Below are 22914 nucleotides of genomic sequence, written 5' to 3' on the forward strand. Positions count from 1 at the left end.
TTTTCTCATTTTTCTCATTTCAATTTTTATTAAAATTTAACGTTTAAGCCCAACGTAATCGTACGATTTTGGAAATAGTTATAACGTCTATCAATACCTGGAGCTAACACCTCTGGGTTTCCAGTATTTCCACCGTTATCTACAGCTCCTAAATCTTGGAATGCTGGTTCTGGGTCAGCACCCGTGTAATCTGTGATTGTAAATAAGTTCTGAGCTGTTAAAGATACTCTAGCACTCTTAATGAATGACGTATCTCCAAGATCAAAATTGTATCCAACAGTTAAGTTATCTAATCTTAAGAAATCAGCTTTCTCAACATAGTAAGAACTAAACTGCGCAGTTCTAATATCATCTCTCGCTAAATCAGTATTCACATAGTTATATGAAGACTGAGATCCAATTCTTGGCTCGTAGAATACACGGAATGTATTCACTAAACTGTGACCAAACGCACCTCTAAAGAATGCATTAACATCCCAGTTACCAAATGAAACTTGGTGAGTCCAACCAATTTCCCAATCTGGGAAACCTTGACCTAATACAGTAAAGTCACCATCTTCTGCCAATGCAGAACCTTGATCAGCAACAACGTTACCGTCACCATTAATATCTGCTAAGATTGGAGTTCCGTTAGCGTCAACCTGTCCAGTAAATACAGGACCCCAGATTTGACCAACTTCTTCACCTTCTCTTACTAAGATTACCTCTGTATCATTTTGACCAGGAGCACCTAAGTTTGCAATAGTTCTGTCACCACCAGCATTTTTCTCTAATACTGTTTCGTAAGTTGAAGCAACAAGACCCATATTATAGTTTACTCTATCATTTCTGATAATATCGTAATTCACAGTTAATTCAAAACCTTTAGTGTTTAACTCACCAGCGTTTTGGAACTGTGAAGTAAATCCATTATTTGATGCAGCATCAATAGAGACTGCAGTAATAAAGTCAACAATGTCTCTGTTATATAAATCTACTGTAGCAGATAACCTGTCCATTGCAAATTCGATACCGAAGTTAAGCTCGCGCTTTTCCTCCCATTTTAAATCTGGGTTTGCAAGTCTTGTTCCAATTCCTGTAGAAGAAGAACCAAATCCACCAGCACCATTTGTTACGTTAAATGTAGTCTGTGATAAACCAACTCCTGGAGGAATCGCACCAGTTACACCATAACCTAAACGTGCTTTTAATAAAGATACGTTATCTAATTCTAAATAGTTATTTAAGTCTGCACCAACCGCTACAGATGGGAATGTACCCCACTGATTGTCAGCACCAAATCGGCTAGAACCTTCTCGTCTTATAGATGCACTTAAATAAATTGCGTCATCAAAGGTAAAGTTACCTCTTAAGAAGAATGCGATAATTCTATCGTCATCATTTCTACCACTATTGGCAATAATTCTACCAGCTTCATTTAAATCTTGTGACACTTCGATAGCGTTACTAAAATCAAAATTAACACCTGGAGGGAAATCTCCTAATTGTAAATAGTTTTCGTTGAAATCATTTTCCTGGAAAGAATAACCACCATCTAACTTCATTCTAAAGAAGTCGTTAAATGTTTTGTTATAAGTACCAAAGAGTTCTAAAGTACTTGTTCTTGCCTCATTACTATAGAAATCAGCTCTACCTTTTCTAAATGGACTAACAGCACCACCTCTAAAGAATGATGTTGTTGGATAATATTGATTGTTATCTGTTCTAGACACTTGTTGTCCAACATTTAATGTAGCAGATAAATCATCAGTAATTGAATATCTAAAGTCAGCGTTATAGTTTATTGTAGTAGTAGCACCAGCATTTCTATTTTGCTCTGCAATTGAAACTGGGTTGAAACTATCGAATAAACCAAGTGTTTCGAAATAACCTCCGAATTGCTCAGAGTTAAATGCGAATGGCGCGTCGTCACCAAATACTGGAGCAGTTGGGTTATAAACGATTGCATAACGTAATGCTTCGTTAAAACCAAAATCACTGTCTCTTTGAGTAAATGCTGAATTAAAGTTAATTCTTAATTTATCATTAAATAAAGTACCAGTAAAATTACCTCTAATGTTTAATTGCTCAAACCCTGAGTTAATTAAAATACCTTCTGTGTCCCTGTAGTTAACTGCAACCCTGTAGTTAGTGTTTTCTGCACCTCCAGACATTGCTATGTTGTGAACCTGAGAAAACGCTGAACGTGTTACTTCATCCACCCAATCAGTATCATTTCCTAGATCTGTACCACCAGTTGCTAGGAACTGTCCACGATCCATAATTTCTACAGCGTTAATCGCATCAGAAACACCATACTGACCGTTGTACTCAACAGAAAAAGGTTGGTTACTACGACCTGATTTTGTAGTTACTAAGATTACACCACTCGATGCTCTCGAACCATAAATCGCTGCTGCAGAACCGTCTTTTAATACTGTGATGTTTTTAATATCACTAGGATCCACATTGTTTAAGGATTGTCCAAGTACACCGTCGATTACTACTAAAGGCTCAGTGTTACCACCAACAGTAGAAAGACCTCTCAGTCTAATTACACCATTGTTGTTTGGATCACCACCTTTGTTGTATACCGATAGACCGGCTACTTTACCTTGTAATAACTGAGATGCATTGTTAATTACACCCTTGTTAAATTCTTCTTCACTAACGCTTGTTACAGCCGTTGTGATTTCTTTTCTAACCTGGTTACCATAACCTACAACAACAACCGCTTCTAATTGAGCAACATCTTCTTCAAGAGTTACATCAATAGTCGATTGTCCGTTCACAGCCACCTCCTGAGTTTTAAAACCGAGATAACTAAAAACAAGCACAGCATCTGAAGCTACATTGTTTAAGGTGTATGTACCATCTAGGTCAGTTTGAGAACCATTAGAAGTTCCCTTTACTATTACATTCACTCCAGGTAATGGACCTGACGTGTCTGAAACAGTACCTGTTACAGTTTGGGCGTACATGATACTTCCCAAAACAAAGAAAAAACTACATAAAATTTTTCTTAATAGATTTTGTGTCATACTTAGTTAGTTTAATTAGTATTTGGTTAGACAGTTATTAAATTAACAAATTTTTGTTAAATAAATATTAATTAAAAAACTAAAATGCCTCTTTTTTAAGAGAATGGCAAAAATTTCTTAATAAAATACTAAAAAAATTTACGAAAAGGTTTTCGTAAATTTTTCGAGATTATTAAGATTTAAGGTATCTTTAACTACGTAGATGAAATACGATTCGAACGAAGCTTTACAATAATTTATGAAGAAAATTACCTTAAAAGAAATTGCTAATCAGTTAGGAATTTCTGTCTCTACAGTATCAAAGGCGCTTAAGGATTATCCCGATGTTAGTTCAGCAACAAAAAGTAAAGTTGTTGAACTTGCGGAATCCCTTCATTTCACACCTAATACATTTGCTCAGAGTTTAAGAAGTCAGCAATCTAAAACTATAGGTGTCATTATACCAAGTATGGTTCATTATTTTTTCTCCAGTATTATTGACGCTGTTCTTAAAGAGGCTGAAGCTAAAGGATATATGGTGATCATCATGCAGTCTAATGAAGACTACGAACTTGAAAAAAAACAAGTAAAGCTCTTATTAGACAAAGGCGTTGACGGGATTTTAATTTCTCTATCAAATGGTACAAAGGACACCACACATCTCCAAAGGGTTATTGACTTTGGAATTCCCCTAGTCTTATTCGATAAAATTTCTAAATTATTAAAATGCTCTAAAGTCATTATCAACGATATTAAAGCCTCTTATGATGTTGTAACTTATTTAATAAATAGAGGTTGTAAACGCATCGCTTATTTTAGAGGCGATCTAAATCCTCAAAATTCGATTGACCGTTTTCTGGGTTATAAAAAAGCATTAGAAGATAATAATATAGCATACGACCCTGCTTTAGTGTATTCTACTCCTAACGCTAATTTTGACGACGGTTATCAAACTACTAAAAAAGCTCTCGAAGAACATCAAATGAATATTGATGCCATTTATACCATCACAGATCTCACGGCTATCGGTGCTATAAATTATCTGAATGAAAAACAAATTAAAATACCAGACCAGATAGCTGTATTTGGTTTTAGTAATTGGTTTATGTCTTCCGTAATAACGCCGACCTTATCCTCAGTGGAGCAAAATGCCTATAAGACAGGTGAAAAATCGGTCGAAATATTATTCCATGAAATTGAAAGTAAACAGAAGGGTGAAAAATACGATTATCAGACGATTACTATTGAAACTGAACTTATCTTAAGAAACTCAAGTTAACACCTTCTAGCTTTTTAGCATTTGCTCTATTTCTAATTGAGATACTTTTGGTGTTGCACCTTCTTTAGAGGCTACTATTGCTCCTACAGCACATGCCCTATTAAGTGTAGACTGATTATCAAAATGGTTAAGTATGCCATCCACCAATGTTGCAAGAAAGGAATCACCTGCTCCAACAGTATCTTTTACCTTAACTGAATATCCGTTATTTCTTAAAAAATTTCCTTCATCATAAAATAGGGCACCTTTACTGCCCAAGGTCACACAAATTTGTTCAGTATTAGTTTTTTTTGAAATGAATTCAATCAATTCTTTCATATCATCCGATTCAAAATTAAAGTACTCACCTATTTCAATTATTTCCTCATCATTAAACTTAATCAGATCTGCCCTTGTCATTAATTCAATAAGATCACCCATTTTATAATGTGGTTTTCTCAGATTAACATCAAACACTTTAAACCGTGCTTCGTTAAGTAAGGCCAATAATGTTGTTTTAGATGTAATAGAGCGTATACTTAGACTTCCGAAAATAAATACATCGGAAGAGATGGTAATAGATTTTAAAATATCTGAAATTTGAATCTCATCCCAGGCACAGGGTTTTTCAATCGTATAAGTTGCCGAACCCGTCTCATCGAGTGCGACTAAAACACAACTTGTCTTTAAATTTGGACTTATTTGTACGCCAAAAGTATTGACATCATGCTCATTCATATAATCAACCAAAGACGTACCATCAGCATCATCACCTACACAACTTATAACATTGACATTATTACCAAATGAAGCCAATCTTATTGCAACATTAAGTGGTGCTCCTCCAATATTTTTATGAGTTGGAAATACATCCCATAAAACTTCCCCAAAACAAGTTATTGAAGACATAATTAATTAAAATTAAATTCCCTTATGGAGACATCTCTTAACTGAAATGTATCGTCATTACTTGATATTGAAATTGAATCTAAAGGACTATTAGGAAAGAAGAGCTCTGTTAAAACAATTTCACCATCATTAATAAAAACCTCTATCGACGTTTTATCTAAAACGACTTCTAATTCGATTAAATTGAATTCCCCTTCTATATGGACTTTTGAGATGCTTGGTGCGAACTTATCCGAAAAATTAACTTTTCCAGATTTTGTTCTATCAAGAAAGATGAATTTTTCTTTATTGTTTAAACCTAATTTTAAAGTATCACCATATGCGTTATATAGATTAATGGAATAAGCTTCATTTTTTAATTCAGTCATGGTTAAACTAAAACTAAGTTTTTCAAAATCTATAGTATTATCAGAAAATAAAGTTTGAAAATCTCTTGGTGTTATAACATCTTTATTTTTCTCCTTAGAAACAAAATTCTTAAGTTCTCTTACAGGTCGACTTCTAACCAAATAGCTTTCATCCTTTTTCAACAGAATCAATTCTCTTGGAATAGTCATCGTACTTCTCCATTTATAGGTAGGTGTGTCGCGAGCATAGTCCCAATTAGACATCCACCCAATGAATAAATTTCTACCATCATCTTGTGGAAGATTAGACCACGTCACACCTGCGTAATTATCTCTACCATAATCCAACCAAACAGCCGTATTCTTTTCAAGTTGTTTGTTGAAGTTTTTATCTAGTGTAAAGGTGCTTCCATCAAAATCTCCTATAAAATATTGGGTTGCACTTCCTCCATTTGGCCCAGACGGATTAATACTCACCAATAGCACCCATTTTTCTTCGTCCAATCCTTCAACCTTCATTGGAAAAAGATCAGGACATTCCCAAACACCACCATGCTCACCTTTAAGTTCTCCAAAATCAGATTCAAATTTCCACGCTTTTAAATTCTCGGAACTGTAAAACATAATTTTATTACCTGCAGCCAAGGACATAATCCATTTAGAATTACGCTGATCCCAAAACACTTTAGGATCTCTAAAATCTTTTATGCCAGGGTTGGAAATAACTGGATTTTCAGCATATTTAGTCCAGGTCATTCCTTCATCTAGGGAATACGCTATACCTTGGGTTTGAAAATCTATATCTCCACGCTTTTCTCCATCCATATTATGATATGTGTAAATAGCGACAACAGGAACCTTACCATCAACTCCAAAACCTGAGGTATTGTCATAATCAACAACAGCACTCCCTGAAAAAATAAGTCCAAGATCATCTGGATAAAGCGCAATTTGTTGCTCCTCAAAATTTATAAGATCCTCGCTAATAGCATGTCCCCAATGCATTGGTCCCCATACATTATCATCAGGATAGTGCTGAAAATAGAGATGATATTTACCGTTTAAATAAAACATCCCATTAGGATCATTCATCCAATTGTTTTCAGGTGTAAAATGATAATTAGGTCTATAATATTCTTGGTCAATTTCTGTACTTACGACTTTCGCTTCTGTCTCTGTTTTACAGCTAGAAAACAACAGAACAAAAAGCCCAAATAAAATGGTGTATCGAGTATATTTAACTTTCATTTTTAATTAATTTTTTACTTAATTCTTCTAAGGAAATACCTTTTGTTTCAGGCATCATAAAAATGACAAATAATAACTGGAAGACCATCATGATGGCAAAGAATAAAAATACCGTTCCTGGACCAATACTTGCAAATAAAACAGGCACCAGTGACGGGATAATTGCCGCTAAAACCCAATGTGTTGAGGTTCCAAATGATTGTCCACTTGCACGTAAATGATTTGGGAAAATTTCAGAGATATAAACCCAAATGATTGCCCCTTGACCAATGGCATGAGATGCAATAAATAAAAATAGAAATATCGGGACTGCTAGTCCTTCCCAATTTTGGTAAAAAGCTATTGATACAAGACTCAATGAAATAATGTACCCAATAGAACCTATATACATTAAAACCTTTCGTCCGAGCTTATCTATTAGGAATACACCAAATAAAGTGAAAATTAGATTGGTGACACCTATACCAATACTACTCAATAAAGCGGTACTTTCACCAAGACCAGCTTCTTCAAAAATTCTTGGTGCATAGTATAGAAAAGCATTTATACCAGAAAACTGATTAAACATGGCAATTAAAAACGCGAGCAGTAAAGAAAAGCGATACTTCTTCATGAATATATTTTCATTAGTCTTCTGATTGCCAGATTCATATCTAACAGATTCTACAAAGGCATTAGCGTCACCTTCTGGGTCAATCAACTCTAAAACCTGTTTTGCCTCATCTTCCTTCCCCTTAGATATTAACCAACGTGGACTTCTAGGCACAATAAAGATTAATAAAGTATAAATTAGCGCTGGGAAAGCCTCAACTCCAATCATCCAACGCCATGCATTTTCACCAACATTTATTAGTAAGTAATTGGATAAAAACGCAATTAAAATTCCAAACACAATATTAAATTGATACAATGCAACGAGCTTACCTCTATTTTTTGCTGGTGAAATTTCAGACACATAAGCGGGCGCGGCGATTGTAGACGCACCTACTCCTATTCCTCCCAAAAATCTAAAAAAGGCAAAACTGTACGGATCATTTACTAAAGCAGATCCAATTGCAGAAATAAGATAAAATAAACCTATCCAAATTAAGGTGGTTTTTCGGCCTAATCTATTGGTTGGTATACCGCCAAAAATAGCACCAAATACAGTTCCCCAGAGTGCCATAGCCATGACAACCGAACCATGAAAAGCATCTGAAGATTGCCATAAGGCCTGAAGTTTCTTGTCCGCTCCAGAAATAACAACAGTATCAAATCCAAATAAAAAGCCTGCAAGGGCAGCCGTAATTGACCATAATAAGATCCTTTTATTCATAAGGCATATTGATTTTATTTCGTCTGAAGTTATAAATCTTTTACCACACCAAAAGCCAAATACCAAAAATTAGCTCAAAACAACCCCGAAAACGATTTCGTCTTGTTTCCTCTTATAACTCAAGTAAAAAAACAACATTTCAAAAGTGTTTGGACATCAGAGAAATATTGATTTATATATCTGTTTTTCAATTACTTAACTTAATTTTTTTTATGCTGAATTTAGATACTTTTAGGAATTAAAAAAATATGGAGAAATGTCAAAAAGTAATTTTATGTACCGTATTAATAAAAGTCCATTGAGATTCTTTAAATGAGTCAATTAAATAAACATAGTAGCAGACTAACTCAAGACGAGTCACAACCAGCATCACAAGCCATGCTTTACGCAGTAGGCCTTAAGGATGAAGATATGAATAAGGCCCAAGTTGGAATTGCCAGTACAGGTTATGATGGCAACCCTTGTAACATGCATTTAAATCGATTGAAAGACGAAGTAAAAATTGAGTGCAATATTGCTAATATGGTTGGTCTTGGTTTCAATACAATCGGTGTATCAGATGGTATTTCAATGGGAACATCTGGAATGAATTATTCCTTGGTTTCTAGAGATATTATTGCTGATTCAATTGAAACTGTAATGAATGCTCAAAGCTATGATGCCTTAATTGCTATTGTTGGCTGTGATAAAAATATGCCTGGTGCTGTAATTTCAATGTTACGCCTTAACAGACCTTCAATAATGATGTATGGTGGTACCATTGCCTCAGGAAATTATAAAGGACGTAAACTAAATATCGTTTCTGCCTTTGAAGCTTTAGGACAAAAAGTGGCGGGTGAAATCGATGATGCAGAATATAGAGAAATCATAAAAAGAGCTATCCCTGGAGCTGGTGCTTGTGGTGGCATGTATACAGCAAATACTATGGCTTCTGCCATAGAGTGTATGGGATTTGCACTGCCTTATAATTCATCCATACCTGCTGAAAACCCAAATAAGCTTTCCGAAGCTGAAAGACATGCAAGAGCAATAAGAAATCTACTTGAAAAAGATCTTAAGCCTTTAGATATAATCTCAAAAAAATCTATCGAAAATGCAATTGCTCTGGTCAATGCCCTTGGCGGTTCCACCAATGCTGTTTTGCACTTTTTGGCTATTGCACATGCTGCAGATATTGAGTTTACACTAGAGGATTTTCAGCGTGTTAGCGACAGAACGCCTTTAATCGCAGATCTTAAACCTTCTGGTAAATATCTTATGGAAGATGTACATGGTGTTGGAGGAACTCCTGCTATTATGAAATATCTTTTAGAAAACGGCTTTTTACATGGTGATTGTCTCACTGTTACAGGAAAAACATTAGCTGAAAATTTAGCGGATGTGGAAGCTATCGAATTTGAAGAACAAGATGTTGTTTTTCCTACGGATAAAGCATTAAAATCCTCGGGTAACATTCAAATTCTTTACGGCAACCTGGCATCAGAAGGCGCCGTAGCCAAAATCTCTGGAAAAGAGGGATTGCTTTTTGAAGGAAAGGCCGTTGTTTATGACAGCGAACAAGAGGCTAATACCGGAATTTCAAACGGAGAAGTAAGTAAAGGAGATGTTGTTGTAATCAGATATGTTGGTCCAAAAGGTGGCCCAGGAATGCCAGAAATGTTGAAACCAACATCGCTTATAATGGGTGCTGGTTTAGGAAAATCAGTTGCCTTAATTACAGACGGACGTTTTTCTGGAGGAACACACGGATTTGTTGTTGGGCATATCACACCAGAAGCGCAATCAGGTGGAAACATAGCCTTAATTGAAACTGGAGATACAATAAGAATCAGCGCTGAAGATAATTCGATCAACGTCCTATTATCGGAGGAAGAACTATCAAAACGAAGACAAAACTGGGTAACACCCAAACCAAAACATACTAAAGGAATACTATATAAATATTCCAAAATTGTGGCCTCAGCATCGCAAGGCTGTGTAACAGATAAATTTTAAATGGTTGTAGAAATAACGGTCTCAACCAAACAGAATTCATATGAAAGAAACGCAAACACTCAAGGACCAAAAGCAAAGTTCTGAAACTACTGTTAGAATTAGTGGTAGTGAGGCTATTGTTAGGTGTCTATTGGAAGAAAATGTAACTACTATTTATGGTTATCCTGGTGGCGCCATAATGCCTGTGTATGACGAATTTTACAAGTATCAGGACAAAATTCATCATGTCCTTACACGTCACGAGCAAGGAGCCACACATGCAGCCCAAGGTTATGCTCGTATCTCTGGTGAAGTCGGTGTTGCCATCGCAACATCTGGGCCTGGTGCTACAAATCTAATAACAGGCATTGCCGATGCTCAAATAGATTCTACACCTATGGTCTGCATTACAGGTCAAGTACCATCGCATTTATTAGGTAGTGATGCGTTTCAAGAAACGGATATCGTAGGTATCTCTACACCTGTAACTAAATGGAATCATCAAATCACTAAAGCATCTGAAATTCCAGAAGTAATCGCCAAAGCATTTTACATAGCTAAAAGCGGTAGACCTGGACCAGTTCTTATCGATATAACAAAAGATGCTCAATTTGAAGAATTTGATTATAAATACGAGAAATGTAACGGCATTAGAAGTTATAAACCTGTACCTAAAATAGATGAATCGTCTTTAGTAGAAGCTGCAAAACTCATTAATGAAGCTAAAAAGCCATTAGTGGTTTGGGGACAGGGTGTTATTTTAGGAAAAGCCGAACAAGAGTTTAAAGCTGTTATCGAAAAGGCTGGACTTCCATCAGCCTGGACAATTTTAGGTGTATCTGCAATTCCAACTTCTCATCCTCTAAATGTTGGAATGGTTGGTATGCATGGTAATTATGCACCAAATGTTTTAACAAATGAGTGTGATGTCCTCATTGCAATTGGTATGCGTTTCGATGATCGTGTCACTGGTAATTTAGCGACCTATGCGAAGCAGGCTAAAATCATCCATTTTGAAATTGATCCTGCCGAAGTTGATAAGAATGTAAAAACGGATGTTGCCGTATTAGGTGATGCAAAGGAAAGCTTACAAAAGTTATTACCGCTTTTAAATGCTAATTCTCATGAAGCGTGGCATCAAAAATTTAAAGACCTGTATAAAATTGAGTTTGATAAGGTTATAAAAAATGATCTTCATCCAACAAAAGAAGGGCTCACAATGGGTGAAGTTTTAAAAGAAATAAATATCCAAACTAAAGGTGAAGCTGCTATTGTAAGTGATGTAGGTCAACATCAAATGATTGCGTGTAGATATGCAGAATTCAATCAAACAAAAAGCAATATTACTTCAGGTGGTTTGGGTACGATGGGTTTTGGTCTTCCTGCCGCAATAGGTGCAAAAATGGCTGCTCCAGAAAGAGAAGTTATCTCCATCTGTGGTGATGGCGGCTATCAAATGACCATACAAGAATTAGGCACAATTTTCCAACAGCAAGTCGCTGTAAAAGTGGTTGTATTGAACAATGACTTTTTAGGAATGGTAAGACAATGGCAACAATTATTCTTTGATAAGCGCTATGCTTCAACGGAAATGACAAATCCCGATTTTGTTGCTATAGCCAAAGGGTATTACCTCAAGGCTAAGCGTGTTACTAAACGCGAAGAACTTGCAGATGCTGTTGCAGAAATGGTTGCAAGTAAAGAACCTTACTTTTTAGAAGTATGTGTAGAAAAAGAAGATAACGTATTCCCAATGATCCCCTCTGGGGCAACAGTTTCAGACATAAGACTTGAATAATATGAGTAACGAAATAAGACATTTTACGGTTTCAATTTACACTGAAAATAATATTGGATTATTAAACAGGATTTCGGCAATTTTTCAGCGTAGACATATAAACATTGAAAGCTTAAACACTTCTAGATCTGAAATCGAAGGTGTTTCTAGATTCACTTTAGTGGTGGACATTACTGAAGATCAAATGAAAAAAATAATAGGTCAGTTAGAGCGACAAGTGGAAGTGATTAAGGCCTATTACCATACTGATGAAGAAACCATTTATCAGGTTTCTGCAATGTTCAAAATAAAGTCAAATCTTCTATTTGAAGAACGTCAAATTCAGAATATCATCAAAGAAAGTAATGCTAGAATTGTAACTGTAAACAAAGAATTCTTTGTTCTAGAAAAGTCTGGAAGAAAACAAGAAATAGACTTGCTATATCGCGAATTAAGTGCGTTTGGCATTATGCAATTTGTACGATCTGGACGCATAGCTGTAACTAAAAACGAAATGAAAATATCTAAAATGCTCGAAGCATTTCAACATTAAAACACAAAGACAATGTCAAATTATTTTAACACATTACCATTAAGAAAACAATTAGAACAATTGGGCAAATGCCGTTTTATGGATGCTTCAGAATTCGAAGATGGCGTTAATGCATTAAAAGGAAAACAAATAGTCATTATTGGATGTGGTGCGCAAGGCCTCAATCAAGGTCTTAATATGAGAGACTCAGGCTTAGATATTGCTTATGCATTAAGACCCGCTGCCATCGCAGAACAAAGAGCTTCATATAAGAATGCGACTTCAAATGATTTTAAAGTTGGCACATACGAAGAATTAATTCCAACTGCTGATGTAGTACTTAATTTAACACCTGATAAGCAACATACTAACGTTGTAAATGCGGTAATGCCGTTAATGAAAAAAGGTGCTACCCTTAGTTACTCTCATGGGTTTAATATCGTTGAAGAAGGCACCAAAATACGTGAGGATTTAACGGTTATTATGGTGGCTCCAAAATCACCTGGAAGTGAAGTACGAGAAGAATATAAAAGAGGATTTGGTGTACCAACCCTAACTGCAGTTCATCCAGAAAACGATCCTGAAGGTAAAGGTTGGGCGCAAGCAAAAGCCTATGCCGTTGCAACTGGCGGACATAAAGCTGGTGTTTTAGAATCGTCCTTTGTAGCTGAAGTTAAATCTGATTTAATGGGAGAACAGACTATTCTTTGTGGTTTACTTCAAACTGGTGCAATACTTTCTTTTGATAAAATGGTTGAAAAAGGAATTGAGCCAGGATATGCTGCGAAATTAATTCAGTTTGGTTGGGAAACAATCACAGAAGCCTTAAAACATGGTGGTATTACCAATATGATGGATCGTTTATCAAATCCAGCAAAAATTAAAGCTTTTGAATTGTCAGAAACATTGAAATCAATAATGCGCCCACTATTTGAAAAGCATATGGATGATATTATTTCTGGTCACTTTTCAAAAACTATGATGGAAGATTGGGCTAATGATGATGTTAATCTATTGACATGGAGAGAAGCCACTGGTGAAACTGCTTTTGAAAAGACCTCTTTAACTTCAGATCACATTACTGAACAAGAGTATTTTGATCATGGAACTTTGTTAGTTGCCTTTGTAAAATCTGGAGTTGAGCTAGCTTTTGAAACTATGGTAGATGCTGGTATAATTGAGGAATCTGCTTACTATGAATCACTTCACGAGCTACCGCTTATTGCAAATACTATTGCACGTAAAAAGCTCTTTGAAATGAATCGTGTTATATCAGACACTGCAGAATATGGATGTTATCTATTTGACCACGCTTGCAAACCGTTATTAGCAGACTTTATGAAATCTGTTGATACATCAGTTATCGGTAAATCATTTACAGAAACAAATGCTGTGGATAATGTTGAATTGATTGCAGTTAATGATGCTATCAGAAATCATCCAATTGAGGCTGTCGGCCAGCGATTGAGAGCTGCAATGACTGCTATGAAAGTAATTAAAACTGCAACTGTTTCGGATTCTGTTTTAGCTTAAGTTTCTGTGTTACTGATTAAATGAAACAAACTGAAACCACATACAAACCTTCTTTAAAAGCTGTAGAATCTGCCGCTCAGAAACTTAATGGTATTGCTAACGTAACACCACTACTTAAGAATGTGCGGTATTCAAAACATTTTGACGCGAATATATATTTCAAAAGAGAAGATTTACAGGAAGTACGTTCTTATAAAATTAGAGGCGCTTACAATAAAATTTCTTCGCTGAGTTCTACTCAGATTGAAAATGAAATTGTTTGTGCAAGTGCTGGAAACCACGCTCAAGGTGTAGCACTTTCTTGTAAGTTGTTGCAGATAAAAGGAACTATTTTTATGCCTGCTCCTACTCCAAACCAAAAAATTGAGCAAGTAAAAATGTTTGGAGAGGACTATATCAAAGTGGTTTTGGTTGGTGATACTTTTGATGATGCTTATAATGCTGCAATAGAAGAATGTGAAAAGCTGAACAAAACCTTTATTCATCCTTTTAATGATGAAAAAGTAATCGAAGGACAAGCGACTGTTGGATTAGAAATAATTGATCAGTTTAAAACACACCCTATTCATTACGTTTTTGTGCCTATTGGAGGCGGAGGGTTGTCCGCAGGTTTATCAACTGTATTTTCAGCACTTTCCCCTCAGACCAAAATTATTGGTGTTGAACCAAAAGGGGCGCCTTCCATGCTCACATCAATTAAGAACAATAGAAATACGACACTAAAAACTATTGAGAATTTTGTCGATGGTGCAGCGGTAAAACGCGTTGGTGATTTAAATTTTGCTATCTGTAAAGAAACACTTCACGATGTTGTTACTGTTGATGAGGGCAAAATATGTCAGACTATATTAGATCTTTACAATAAGGATGCAATTGTTGTAGAACCTGCCGGTGCTTTAAGTCTTTCTGCTTTAGAACAATATAAAGATGAAATAAAAAATAAAAATGTGGTCTGTATTGTTAGTGGTAGCAATAATGATATTACTAGGACAGCAGAAATTAAAGAACGTGCCTTATTGCATGCCAATTTAAAACACTATTTCATTATTAAATTTCCGCAGAGAGCAGGTGCACTCAGGGAATTTGTAGCTGAAATTTTAGGTCCGACCGATGACATTACTCATTTTGAATACACCAAAAAAACCAATCGAGAAAATGGAGCAGCAGTTGTAGGATTACAATTAAAATCTCCAGAAGATCTAGAGCCATTAATTACCAAAATGAAGCTTCATAATTTTTATGGAGATTACCTTAATGATAAACCAGATTTATTTCAATTCTTGGTATAACTTAACGTACAATTAACCTACTTTAAGCATGGTTTATCGTAACTTCAGACTTCTTAAATAAAACGCTATGACATCAACGTTTAAAACTATTCCAGACATATATAAAATCACAAGTTTAATTCACCAGAAGACGTATTTACTTAATGGTGAATTAGTAGAATGGGCTGGTCCAACTTCCAACATTTATTCAACAATCTCTTCAACAGAAGAATATAAACCAACTTTACTCGGAAGCATTCCTGTCTTAACAGAAAAGGAAGCCTTAACTGCATTAGATGCTGCTTCCAAAGCTTATGACAAAGGGCAAGGCCTATGGCCGACAATGAAGGTGGCAGATCGGATTGCGTGTATGGAGAAGTTTGTGGAACAAATGAAAACCAAGCGCGAGGAAGTTGTAAAATTATTGATGTGGGAAATCGGTAAAAATTTGGCTGATTCCCAAAAGGAATTTGATAGAACTGTAGAATATATCTACGACACTATTGAAGATTATAAGGAAATGGATCGAAACAGTGCAAAATTTCATAAACACGCTGGTGTACATGCACATATAAGACGTGGTCCATTAGGTGTAGTCCTGTGTTTAGGTCCTTACAACTATCCTTTAAATGAAACTTTTGCGCTTTTAATTCCTGCTTTAATAATGGGTAACACAGCAATATTTAAACCTGCTAAATTTGGTGTGCTTTTATTATCGCCGTTAATTGAAGCCTTTCAAAATAGTTTCCCAAAAGGTGTGGTAAATATATTATACGGAAGAGGTAGAACTGTTGCCACTCCAATTATGAAGGATGGTCGTGTGGATGTCCTAGCCCTTATTGGTCATAGTAACTCAGCAAATGCATTACAAGATGTGCATCCTAAAAGCAATAGATTAAGAATGGTGTTAGGACTTGAAGCTAATAACCCAGCTATAGTTTTACCAGATGCAGATTTAGATTTAGCCATAAATGAATGCATTACAGGAACAACATCATTTAATGGGCAACGTTGTACCGCTCTGAAAGTTTTATATGTTCACAAAGATATTGTTGATGAATTTAATAAACGTTTCTCAGAAACAATTGACAATTTAAAATTTGGTAATCCTTGGGAAGATGGTGTAAAACTTACACCATTACCAGAACCAGATAAACCAGCGTATATTCAAGAATTAATTGATGATGCCCTTCAAAACGGTGCAGAAATTATCAATAAAAAAGGTGGTGAGACTTCAGATAATTATATCTTCCCTGCTGTTATTTATCCAGCTAAAAACAATATGCGCGTTTGTGAAGAGGAGCAATTTGGACCAATTATCCCAATTATTCCATTTACAGATATTGAAGAGCCTTTAGATGATATGGCATCGTCAAACTATGGTCAACAGGTAAGTCTATTTGGCAAGGATACTAAGACACTGGCACCACTAATTGACACCTTAGTTAATCTCGTATGCCGTGTTAATTTAAATAGCTCATGTCAAAGAGGTCCAGATGTTTATCCCTTTACTGGAAGAAAGGATTCAGCGGTAGCGACATTAAGTGTGCATGATGCACTTCGTTCATTTTCAATACGAACCTTTGTCGCCTCTAAGGATAATGATTACAACAATGAGATTTTAGAAAAACTTCTTAACTCCAGAGCTTCTAACTTTGTAAGTACAGATTATATCCTATAAATCAATTCATTAAAACTGAGATTTTAATAAAATTTAGCCTCAAAATATTTTGATTCCGTAATTTTTCACAAAATTTCGAAATCAGGTATTGCTAGATAAAAATTAATATGTAGTTTGGCCGTATGAATGTACGATTAACATGTAATAGAGCTTTTAGACCCTTCGGGTTGTCTACTTCTTTTCGCCGTCGCTAATAGTTTAGCCTGCAAAATCTCTATTCATTAATTTTTTCAATATTGTGCATCTTTCAAATTTTACATACCAATTTCAAATTATAGTTAACCAAAGCGTTAACCCATTTTTATTTCGTCGTATTCGCGTACGTCGCCCGTAAGGGTATGTCTATTTCTTTGGAGCCTAGGTGAGTCCGGTTCCGTATTTCAAAAAACAATTACAAAATTTTTAATTCAAATTCAATTACAATGCAAATTGTTATTGCAAATAAATCACATAGTATTTACGCAGAAATTATCTGTAACACCATTGCTGAGGCTGCTAAGGTTAGAGGAACAGGTATTGCTAAAAGAAAGCCTGAATATATCATCTCAAAAATGGCTAATGGCAATGCCGTTATCGCTCTAGAAGGAAATACGTTTGCAGGATTTTGTTATATAGAATCTTGGGGACATGGCAAATTTGTCGCTAATTCTGGCCTGATTGTTCATCCTGATTACAGAAATATTGGACTAGCAAAAAAAATAAAGAAAGTTGTCTTTGAACATTCGAGAAAAAAGTTCCCAGAGGCCAAAGTATTTAGTATTACTACTGGTCTGGCAGTGATGAAAATGAATAGTGAACTCGGTTATAAGCCAGTAACATTCTCAGAGTTAACTGATGACCAAAGCTTCTGGAATGGATGCCAGACTTGCAAGAATTACGATGTATTACAACGAACAGATCAAAAAATGTGCTTATGTACAGGCATGTTGTACGATCCAAAAAAGGAATTAAACACTAAGGAACAAAAACATAATTACGATAAGAAAGTATGGACGCGATTAAAAAATATAAAGCAGACCATGTTTCTAAAAAAAGATAAGTCATGAAAAAGTTAGTTATAGCATATAGTGGTGGATTAGACACATCTTATTGCGCATTGAGTCTTAGCAAACAAGGCTTTGAAGTCCATGCGGTATCTGTGAATACTGGTGGATTCACCTCTAATGAAATCAAGGAAATAGAATCAAATGCTTACAAAATGGGCGTAACAACTTATAAAAACATTGACGCGATTTCTACCTATTACAACAAGGTTATTAAATATCTCATATATGGGAATGTCCTAAAGAACAATACATATCCTCTATCTGTAAGTGCGGAACGAATTATTCAAGCTATTGAAATTATTAAATACGCCAAGGAAATAAAGGCCAGTTATATTGCCCATGGAAGCACTGGTGCAGGAAATGATCAGGTTAGATTTGATATGATTTTCCAAACACTAGCTCCTGAGATAGAGATCATAACACCTATCAGAGATCAATCTTTAACGCGACAAAAAGAAATTGATTACCTCATATCAAATGGTATAAACATGTCATGGAACAAGGCAAAATACTCAGTCAATAAAGGACTTTGGGGTACAAGTGTTGGAGGTGCCGAAACACTGACATCCGATTTACCATTACCAGAATCTGCTTTTCCGTCTCAATTAAAAAATAACGGTCAGGAAGACGTGATATTGACCTTTACAAAAGGCGAACTAACTGCTGTAAATGATATAAACCAGTCACCAGAAAAAAACATTGAATTACTAAATAATCTTGCTTCAGAATTTGCCATTGGTAGAGACATTCATGTTGGAGATACCATTGTGGGCATAAAAGGTAGAGTTGGTTTTGAAGCTGCAGCAGCACTAATAATCATAAAAGCGCACCATTTACTAGAAAAGCATACACTCACAAAATGGCAAATGCAACACAAAGACTATATATCCAATTTTTATGGCATGCATCTACACGAAGGACAATACTTAGATCCAGCTCTTAGAGATATGGAAGCACTATTACAGAGTAGTCAAAAAATGGTATCAGGTGAAGTATACATTACCCTTAAACCTTACCATTTTACGCTTAATGGTATTAAATCTGAGCACGATTTAATGAATGCCAAATTTGGTAGTTATGGCGAGGAAAACAATGGCTGGACTGCTGATGAGGCAAAGGGTTTTATTAAGATAAATGCCAACGCCAATAAAATTTACCAACTAACAAATACAGAATTATGATTAAGGCAGGAATAATAGGTGGCGCAGGCTACACAGCTGGTGAATTGATACGATTATTATTAATTCATAAAAAGGTTAGTATAGACTTTATATACAGTACCTCTAACGCTGGCAATTCTGTTCACCAGGTACATCAAGATTTAATCGGCACTACAGATTTAAAATTCACATCTGAAGTTAATCCAGATATCGATGTTTTATTTCTGTGCTTAGGTCATGGAAATTCAAGTGCGTTTTTATCTAAAACGATATTCCCAGAAAAAACAAGAATTATCGATTTAAGTAATGATTTTAGACTTGAAGAAGATCATGTTTTCCATGGGAAAGAATTTGTCTATGGGTTACCAGAACTTCATAAGGAGATAATTAAAAATGCAACATACGTTGCTAATCCTGGTTGTTTTGCCACAGCAATTCAGTTAGGTTTATTGCCATTGGCGAATGCTAATGCATTAGAAAGTGATATTCATATTAATGCTGTAACTGGTGCTACAGGTGCAGGCACTTCATTGTCTGCAACTACGCATTTCACCTGGAGAGATAATAATTTTTCGTATTACAAACCATTTAAGCATCAACATTTAGGTGAGATCAATCAAACCTTAAAGGGTTTGCAAAAAAACTCCATTCCAGAAGTTTATTTTATGCCTAACCGTGGCAACTTTTCAAGAGGTATTTATGCCACTATGTATACAGATTTTGAAGGAACTTTAGAAGATGCCTTTACATTATTTGAAAATTACTATGAAGAGGCTCCATTTACAATTATTTCTAAATCTCCTATTCATCTCAAACAGGTTGTTAATACCAATAAGTGCATTATAAATGTGCACAAACACAACAACACACTTCTTGTAAACAGTATCATTGACAATTTACTCAAGGGTGCTTCAGGACAAGCAGTACAAAATATGAATTTGATGTTTGGTTTTAACGAATCAGAAGGACTACAACTTAAAGCAAACTATTTCTAAAAAAAGCAACATGAAAATAGCAATTATTGGAACAGGAAATCTAGGTAAATCCATTGCAAAAGGATTAATAGTAAACAATGCAATCACCACACTTTATCTTACTAAAAGACACATTGATGAATTGGATGACTTCAAAGGCTACAATGATGTATTTCTAACTTCAGATAACATTGAGGCTATAAAACAATCAGACATACTCATACTAGCGGTTCAACCTGCGCATCTCGAACACATCCTAAAACATATAAAACCACATCTTAATGAAAATCATGTGGTAATTTCTACAATCACAGGATTCACAATTTCAAAAATTGAAGCCGTGATTGGCACAAACAATCATATTATTAGAGCAATGCCAAATACTGCTATTGCCGTTGGTAAATCCATGACTTGTTTGTGCAGTAATGAAAAAGGGCAACAACGTATTAAAGTTGCTATTTCAATTTTCAACAGACTTGGAAACTCTATTGTAATTCCAGAAAGTCAGATGCAAGCTGCAACAGTGGTTTGTGCTAGTGGCATTGCGTTTTGGATGCGACTAATTAGAGCAACAACTCAAGCGGCTATACAGTTAGGATTTGATGCTAAGGAGGCACAGGAACTTGCCATGTTTACTTCTGAAGGTGCTGCGAATCTATTAATTACTACAGGAAACCATCCTGAAGAAGAGATTGATAAGGTTACAACACCAATGGGTTGCACTATAGAAGGGTTGAACGAAATGGAGCACAAAGGATTAAGCTCATCATTAATTCAAGGTATGGTGGCATCTTTCAACAAAATTAACTCTATTAAAAAAGAACAAATATGAGTCTGTTTGATGTATATCCATTATATGATGTAACACCTGTAAAAGCAAAAGATGTTTTTGTTTATGGTGAAGATGGTAAGAAATATCTAGACCTTTATGGTGGTCATGCTGTGATTTCCATTGGACATTCTCATCCTGAATATGTCAATTCCATTAAACAACAAATTGACAATATTGGTTTTTATAGCAACTCTGTTCAAAATCCATTACAACATCAGCTTTCTAAAAAACTGAATACGCTATCAGGATGTGAGAAATATCAACTATTTATGTGTAATTCTGGAGCTGAAGCCAACGAAAATGCGCTTAAACTTGCTTCATTTCACACGAATAAATCAAGGATTTTAGCATTCAAAAATTCCTTTCACGGCAGAACTTCTGCTGCTGTAGTTGCAACAGATAATAAAAAAATTATTGCTCCTGTTAACGCACAACAGCAAGTTGATTTTGTTGCTTTAGGAGATTTGATTAGTGTCGAGGAAATCTTAAAAAAGAATAAAACTTGTGCAGTTATCATTGAGTGTATTCAAGGTGTTGGTGGTTTAGATCAAAGTACTACCGAATTCTACCAAGGATTGGAAAAACTCTGTAAAACCTATAACACCGTGCTTATCGCGGATGAAGTTCAATCTGGTTTTGGGAGAACAGGCGATTTCTTTGCATTTCAGGCTCATGGCATTAAACCGGATATCATTTCCATAGCAAAAGGTATGGGCAATGGGTTTCCTGTAGGTGGGATTTTAATTCATCCCAAAATAGAGGCGTCATACGGCTTATTAGGAACAACATTTGGTGGTAATCACTTGGCGTGTGCTGCAGTTCTTTCCGTACTAAAGGTCTTAGAAGAAAAGGAACTAATGAAAAATGTAAAAGAGATATCCAGTTATATGATAGAAAATCTCTCTTCAATTTCACAAGTTAAGCTTATAAAAGGTCGAGGATTAATGTTAGGATTAGAATTTGAATTTCCTATCGCTTCTTTAAGGAAAAGACTTATTTACGAGCATCACATATTTACAGGTAGCTCTAAAAATCCAAATCTGTTGAGAATTTTACCTCCACTCACAATTAAAAAAGAGCATGTAGACAGCTTGGTCTCTGCTTTGAAAAAAGAACTGAATTAAGATGAAACATTATACACAAATACAAGATATTACCAATCTAAAACAAGCAATTAAGGAGGCCATTTTACTAAAATTAGATCCTTTTAAAGATCAAGGTATTGGCAAGAATAAAACTCTTATGATGTTGTTTTTTAATTCAAGCTTAAGAACAAGATTAAGTACTGAAAAGGCCGCAACAAATTTAGGTATGAATGTAATGTCCATGAATATTAGTAATGCCTGGAAACTAGAATTTGAAGACGGCACTGTTATGGATATGGACACCACAGAGCATATTAAAGAAGCTGCTCAAGTTATATCCCAATATGCTGATATTATAGCGATTAGAGCATTTCCAACCTTAGAAGATAAGATCAAAGATGAATCTGAATTAATACTAAACAGTTTTAAAACATATGCAACAGTTCCTGTTGTAAGCTTAGAAAGTGCTACTGGACATCCATTACAATCTTTAACAGATGCAATTACTATCACAGAGTATAAAGAAAACCCTAAACCAAAGGTAGTACTAACTTGGGCACCTCATCCAAAAGCCTTACCTCAAGCTGTGGCAAATTCATTCATTGAAACTATGCAATTAATGGATGTAGATTTTACAATAACGCATCCTGAAGGCTATGAATTAAACCCAAAAATTGTTAAACACACTCAAGTTAACTACAACCAAGATGAAGCCTTAAAAGATGCTGATTTTATCTATGCTAAAAATTGGAGTAGTTATCAAGATTATGGCCAAATTCTTAGTGAAGATGAGAGCTGGAAAATCACTAAGGATAAACTTGGCAAAGCAAAATTTATGCATTGTCTGCCTGTAAGACGTAATGTGGTTGTTGATGATGATGTTTTAGACAGTGATCAATCTATTGTTATTCAGCAGGCAAATAATAGAACATTTGCGGCTCAATACATTCTCAAGAACCTACTAGAAAACTTGTAA

17 protein-coding genes are annotated in these 22914 nt (G+C 35.3%); 13 read left to right on the forward strand and 4 right to left on the reverse strand.

Annotation, left to right across the window (positions count from 1 at the left end):
- Positions 1–29 precede the first annotated feature (29 nt).
- Positions 30–3020 carry a SusC/RagA family TonB-linked outer membrane protein gene (locus ACRHOC_RS00875; protein WP_431156608.1) on the reverse strand — a complete coding sequence of 997 codons (2991 nt, stop codon included), beginning with the start codon at positions 3018–3020 and terminating at the stop codon, positions 30–32.
- A gap of 238 nt (positions 3021–3258) precedes the next feature.
- Between ACRHOC_RS00875 and ACRHOC_RS00880 the strand changes: the two genes are divergently transcribed.
- Positions 3259–4278: a LacI family DNA-binding transcriptional regulator gene (locus ACRHOC_RS00880; protein WP_431156609.1), complete on the forward strand. Its 1020-nt coding sequence runs from the start codon at positions 3259–3261 to the stop codon at positions 4276–4278.
- Positions 4279–4284: 6 nt separating this feature from the next.
- Here the strand turns inward: ACRHOC_RS00880 and ACRHOC_RS00885 are convergent, their stop codons facing one another.
- The 3 genes from ACRHOC_RS00885 to ACRHOC_RS00895 are packed head-to-tail and all read right to left on the reverse strand — an operon-like array spanning position 4285 to position 8076.
- Positions 4285–5166: a carbohydrate kinase family protein gene (locus ACRHOC_RS00885; RefSeq protein ID WP_431156611.1), complete on the reverse strand. Its 882-nt coding sequence runs from the start codon at positions 5164–5166 to the stop codon at positions 4285–4287.
- A 2-nt stretch (positions 5167–5168) separates the two neighbouring features.
- Positions 5169–6761: a glycoside hydrolase family 32 protein gene (locus ACRHOC_RS00890; protein WP_431156612.1), complete on the reverse strand. Its 1593-nt coding sequence runs from the start codon at positions 6759–6761 to the stop codon at positions 5169–5171.
- Positions 6751–8076 carry a sugar porter family MFS transporter gene (locus ACRHOC_RS00895; protein WP_431156613.1) on the reverse strand — a complete coding sequence of 442 codons (1326 nt, stop codon included), beginning with the start codon at positions 8074–8076 and terminating at the stop codon, positions 6751–6753. Before ACRHOC_RS00895 ends, ACRHOC_RS00890 begins: the two co-directional genes overlap by 11 nt.
- Before the next feature lie 312 nt (positions 8077–8388).
- Between ACRHOC_RS00895 and ilvD the strand changes: the two genes are divergently transcribed.
- The 12 genes from ilvD to ACRHOC_RS00955 all read left to right on the forward strand — a co-directional run bounded on the left by ilvD (position 8389) and on the right by ACRHOC_RS00955 (position 22914).
- Positions 8389–10071, forward strand: a complete 1683-nt coding sequence (gene ilvD, locus ACRHOC_RS00900) for a dihydroxy-acid dehydratase (RefSeq protein ID WP_431156614.1) — start codon at positions 8389–8391, stop codon at positions 10069–10071.
- Between the two features lie 40 nt (positions 10072–10111).
- Positions 10112–11848: a biosynthetic-type acetolactate synthase large subunit gene (ilvB, locus tag ACRHOC_RS00905; RefSeq protein ID WP_431156615.1), complete on the forward strand. Its 1737-nt coding sequence runs from the start codon at positions 10112–10114 to the stop codon at positions 11846–11848.
- A gap of 1 nt (position 11849) precedes the next feature.
- Positions 11850–12380, forward strand: coding sequence for an acetolactate synthase small subunit (gene ilvN, locus ACRHOC_RS00910; protein ID WP_431156616.1), 531 nt, complete (start codon positions 11850–11852; stop codon positions 12378–12380).
- A 12-nt stretch (positions 12381–12392) separates the two neighbouring features.
- Positions 12393–13892 (forward strand): ketol-acid reductoisomerase, encoded by a 1500-nt coding sequence (gene ilvC / locus ACRHOC_RS00915; RefSeq protein WP_431156617.1) that lies wholly within the window; start codon positions 12393–12395, stop codon positions 13890–13892.
- Positions 13893–13912: 20 nt separating this feature from the next.
- Positions 13913–15181 (forward strand): threonine ammonia-lyase, encoded by a 1269-nt coding sequence (gene ilvA / locus ACRHOC_RS00920; RefSeq protein WP_431156619.1) that lies wholly within the window; start codon positions 13913–13915, stop codon positions 15179–15181.
- 67 nt (positions 15182–15248) lie between these two features.
- Positions 15249–16841 (forward strand): NADP-dependent glyceraldehyde-3-phosphate dehydrogenase, encoded by a 1593-nt coding sequence (locus ACRHOC_RS00925; protein WP_431156620.1) that lies wholly within the window; start codon positions 15249–15251, stop codon positions 16839–16841.
- A 422-nt stretch (positions 16842–17263) separates the two neighbouring features.
- A complete protein-coding gene (locus ACRHOC_RS00930; protein WP_431156621.1) occupies positions 17264–17887 on the forward strand; it encodes a GNAT family N-acetyltransferase in 624 nt (207 codons plus the stop codon).
- Positions 17884–19068 (forward strand): argininosuccinate synthase domain-containing protein, encoded by a 1185-nt coding sequence (locus ACRHOC_RS00935; protein ID WP_431156623.1) that lies wholly within the window; start codon positions 17884–17886, stop codon positions 19066–19068. The genes ACRHOC_RS00930 and ACRHOC_RS00935 overlap by 4 nt, the downstream gene beginning before the upstream one ends.
- Positions 19065–20042 carry an N-acetyl-gamma-glutamyl-phosphate reductase gene (gene argC / locus ACRHOC_RS00940; protein WP_431156624.1) on the forward strand — a complete coding sequence of 326 codons (978 nt, stop codon included), beginning with the start codon at positions 19065–19067 and terminating at the stop codon, positions 20040–20042. The genes ACRHOC_RS00935 and argC overlap by 4 nt, the downstream gene beginning before the upstream one ends.
- 10 nt (positions 20043–20052) lie before the next feature.
- Entirely contained in the window at positions 20053–20853 is an 801-nt protein-coding gene (proC, locus tag ACRHOC_RS00945) for a pyrroline-5-carboxylate reductase (RefSeq protein WP_431156625.1), read from the forward strand.
- Entirely contained in the window at positions 20850–21977 is a 1128-nt protein-coding gene (locus ACRHOC_RS00950) for an aspartate aminotransferase family protein (RefSeq protein WP_431156626.1), read from the forward strand. The genes proC and ACRHOC_RS00950 overlap by 4 nt, the downstream gene beginning before the upstream one ends.
- Before the next feature lies 1 nt (position 21978).
- Complete coding sequence (locus ACRHOC_RS00955; RefSeq protein WP_431156627.1) at positions 21979–22914, forward strand: acetylornithine carbamoyltransferase; 936 nt, start codon at positions 21979–21981, stop codon at positions 22912–22914.

The organism is Winogradskyella poriferorum (genome assembly GCF_050618035.1).
Taxonomy (GTDB): Bacteria; Bacteroidota; Bacteroidia; order Flavobacteriales; family Flavobacteriaceae; genus Winogradskyella; species Winogradskyella poriferorum_A.

Excerpts from the sequence above, each read along its gene's own strand:
- ACRHOC_RS00875 (WP_431156608.1), bottom strand. The coding sequence starts at position 3,020 with ATGACACAAAATCTATTAAGAAAAATTTTATGTAGTTTTTTCTTTGTT.
- ACRHOC_RS00880 (WP_431156609.1), top strand. The coding sequence starts at position 3,259 with ATGAAGAAAATTACCTTAAAAGAAATTGCTAATCAGTTAGGAATTTCT.
- ACRHOC_RS00885 (WP_431156611.1), bottom strand. The coding sequence starts at position 5,166 with ATGTCTTCAATAACTTGTTTTGGGGAAGTTTTATGGGATGTATTTCCA.
- ACRHOC_RS00890 (WP_431156612.1), bottom strand. The coding sequence starts at position 6,761 with ATGAAAGTTAAATATACTCGATACACCATTTTATTTGGGCTTTTTGTT.
- ACRHOC_RS00895 (WP_431156613.1), bottom strand. The coding sequence starts at position 8,076 with ATGAATAAAAGGATCTTATTATGGTCAATTACGGCTGCCCTTGCAGGC.
- ilvD (WP_431156614.1), top strand. The coding sequence starts at position 8,389 with ATGAGTCAATTAAATAAACATAGTAGCAGACTAACTCAAGACGAGTCA.
- ilvB (WP_431156615.1), top strand. The coding sequence starts at position 10,112 with ATGAAAGAAACGCAAACACTCAAGGACCAAAAGCAAAGTTCTGAAACT.
- ilvN (WP_431156616.1), top strand. The coding sequence starts at position 11,850 with ATGAGTAACGAAATAAGACATTTTACGGTTTCAATTTACACTGAAAAT.
- ilvC (WP_431156617.1), top strand. The coding sequence starts at position 12,393 with ATGTCAAATTATTTTAACACATTACCATTAAGAAAACAATTAGAACAA.
- ilvA (WP_431156619.1), top strand. The coding sequence starts at position 13,913 with ATGAAACAAACTGAAACCACATACAAACCTTCTTTAAAAGCTGTAGAA.
- ACRHOC_RS00925 (WP_431156620.1), top strand. The coding sequence starts at position 15,249 with ATGACATCAACGTTTAAAACTATTCCAGACATATATAAAATCACAAGT.
- ACRHOC_RS00930 (WP_431156621.1), top strand. The coding sequence starts at position 17,264 with ATGCAAATTGTTATTGCAAATAAATCACATAGTATTTACGCAGAAATT.
- ACRHOC_RS00935 (WP_431156623.1), top strand. The coding sequence starts at position 17,884 with ATGAAAAAGTTAGTTATAGCATATAGTGGTGGATTAGACACATCTTAT.
- argC (WP_431156624.1), top strand. The coding sequence starts at position 19,065 with ATGATTAAGGCAGGAATAATAGGTGGCGCAGGCTACACAGCTGGTGAA.
- proC (WP_431156625.1), top strand. The coding sequence starts at position 20,053 with ATGAAAATAGCAATTATTGGAACAGGAAATCTAGGTAAATCCATTGCA.
- ACRHOC_RS00950 (WP_431156626.1), top strand. The coding sequence starts at position 20,850 with ATGAGTCTGTTTGATGTATATCCATTATATGATGTAACACCTGTAAAA.
- ACRHOC_RS00955 (WP_431156627.1), top strand. The coding sequence starts at position 21,979 with ATGAAACATTATACACAAATACAAGATATTACCAATCTAAAACAAGCA.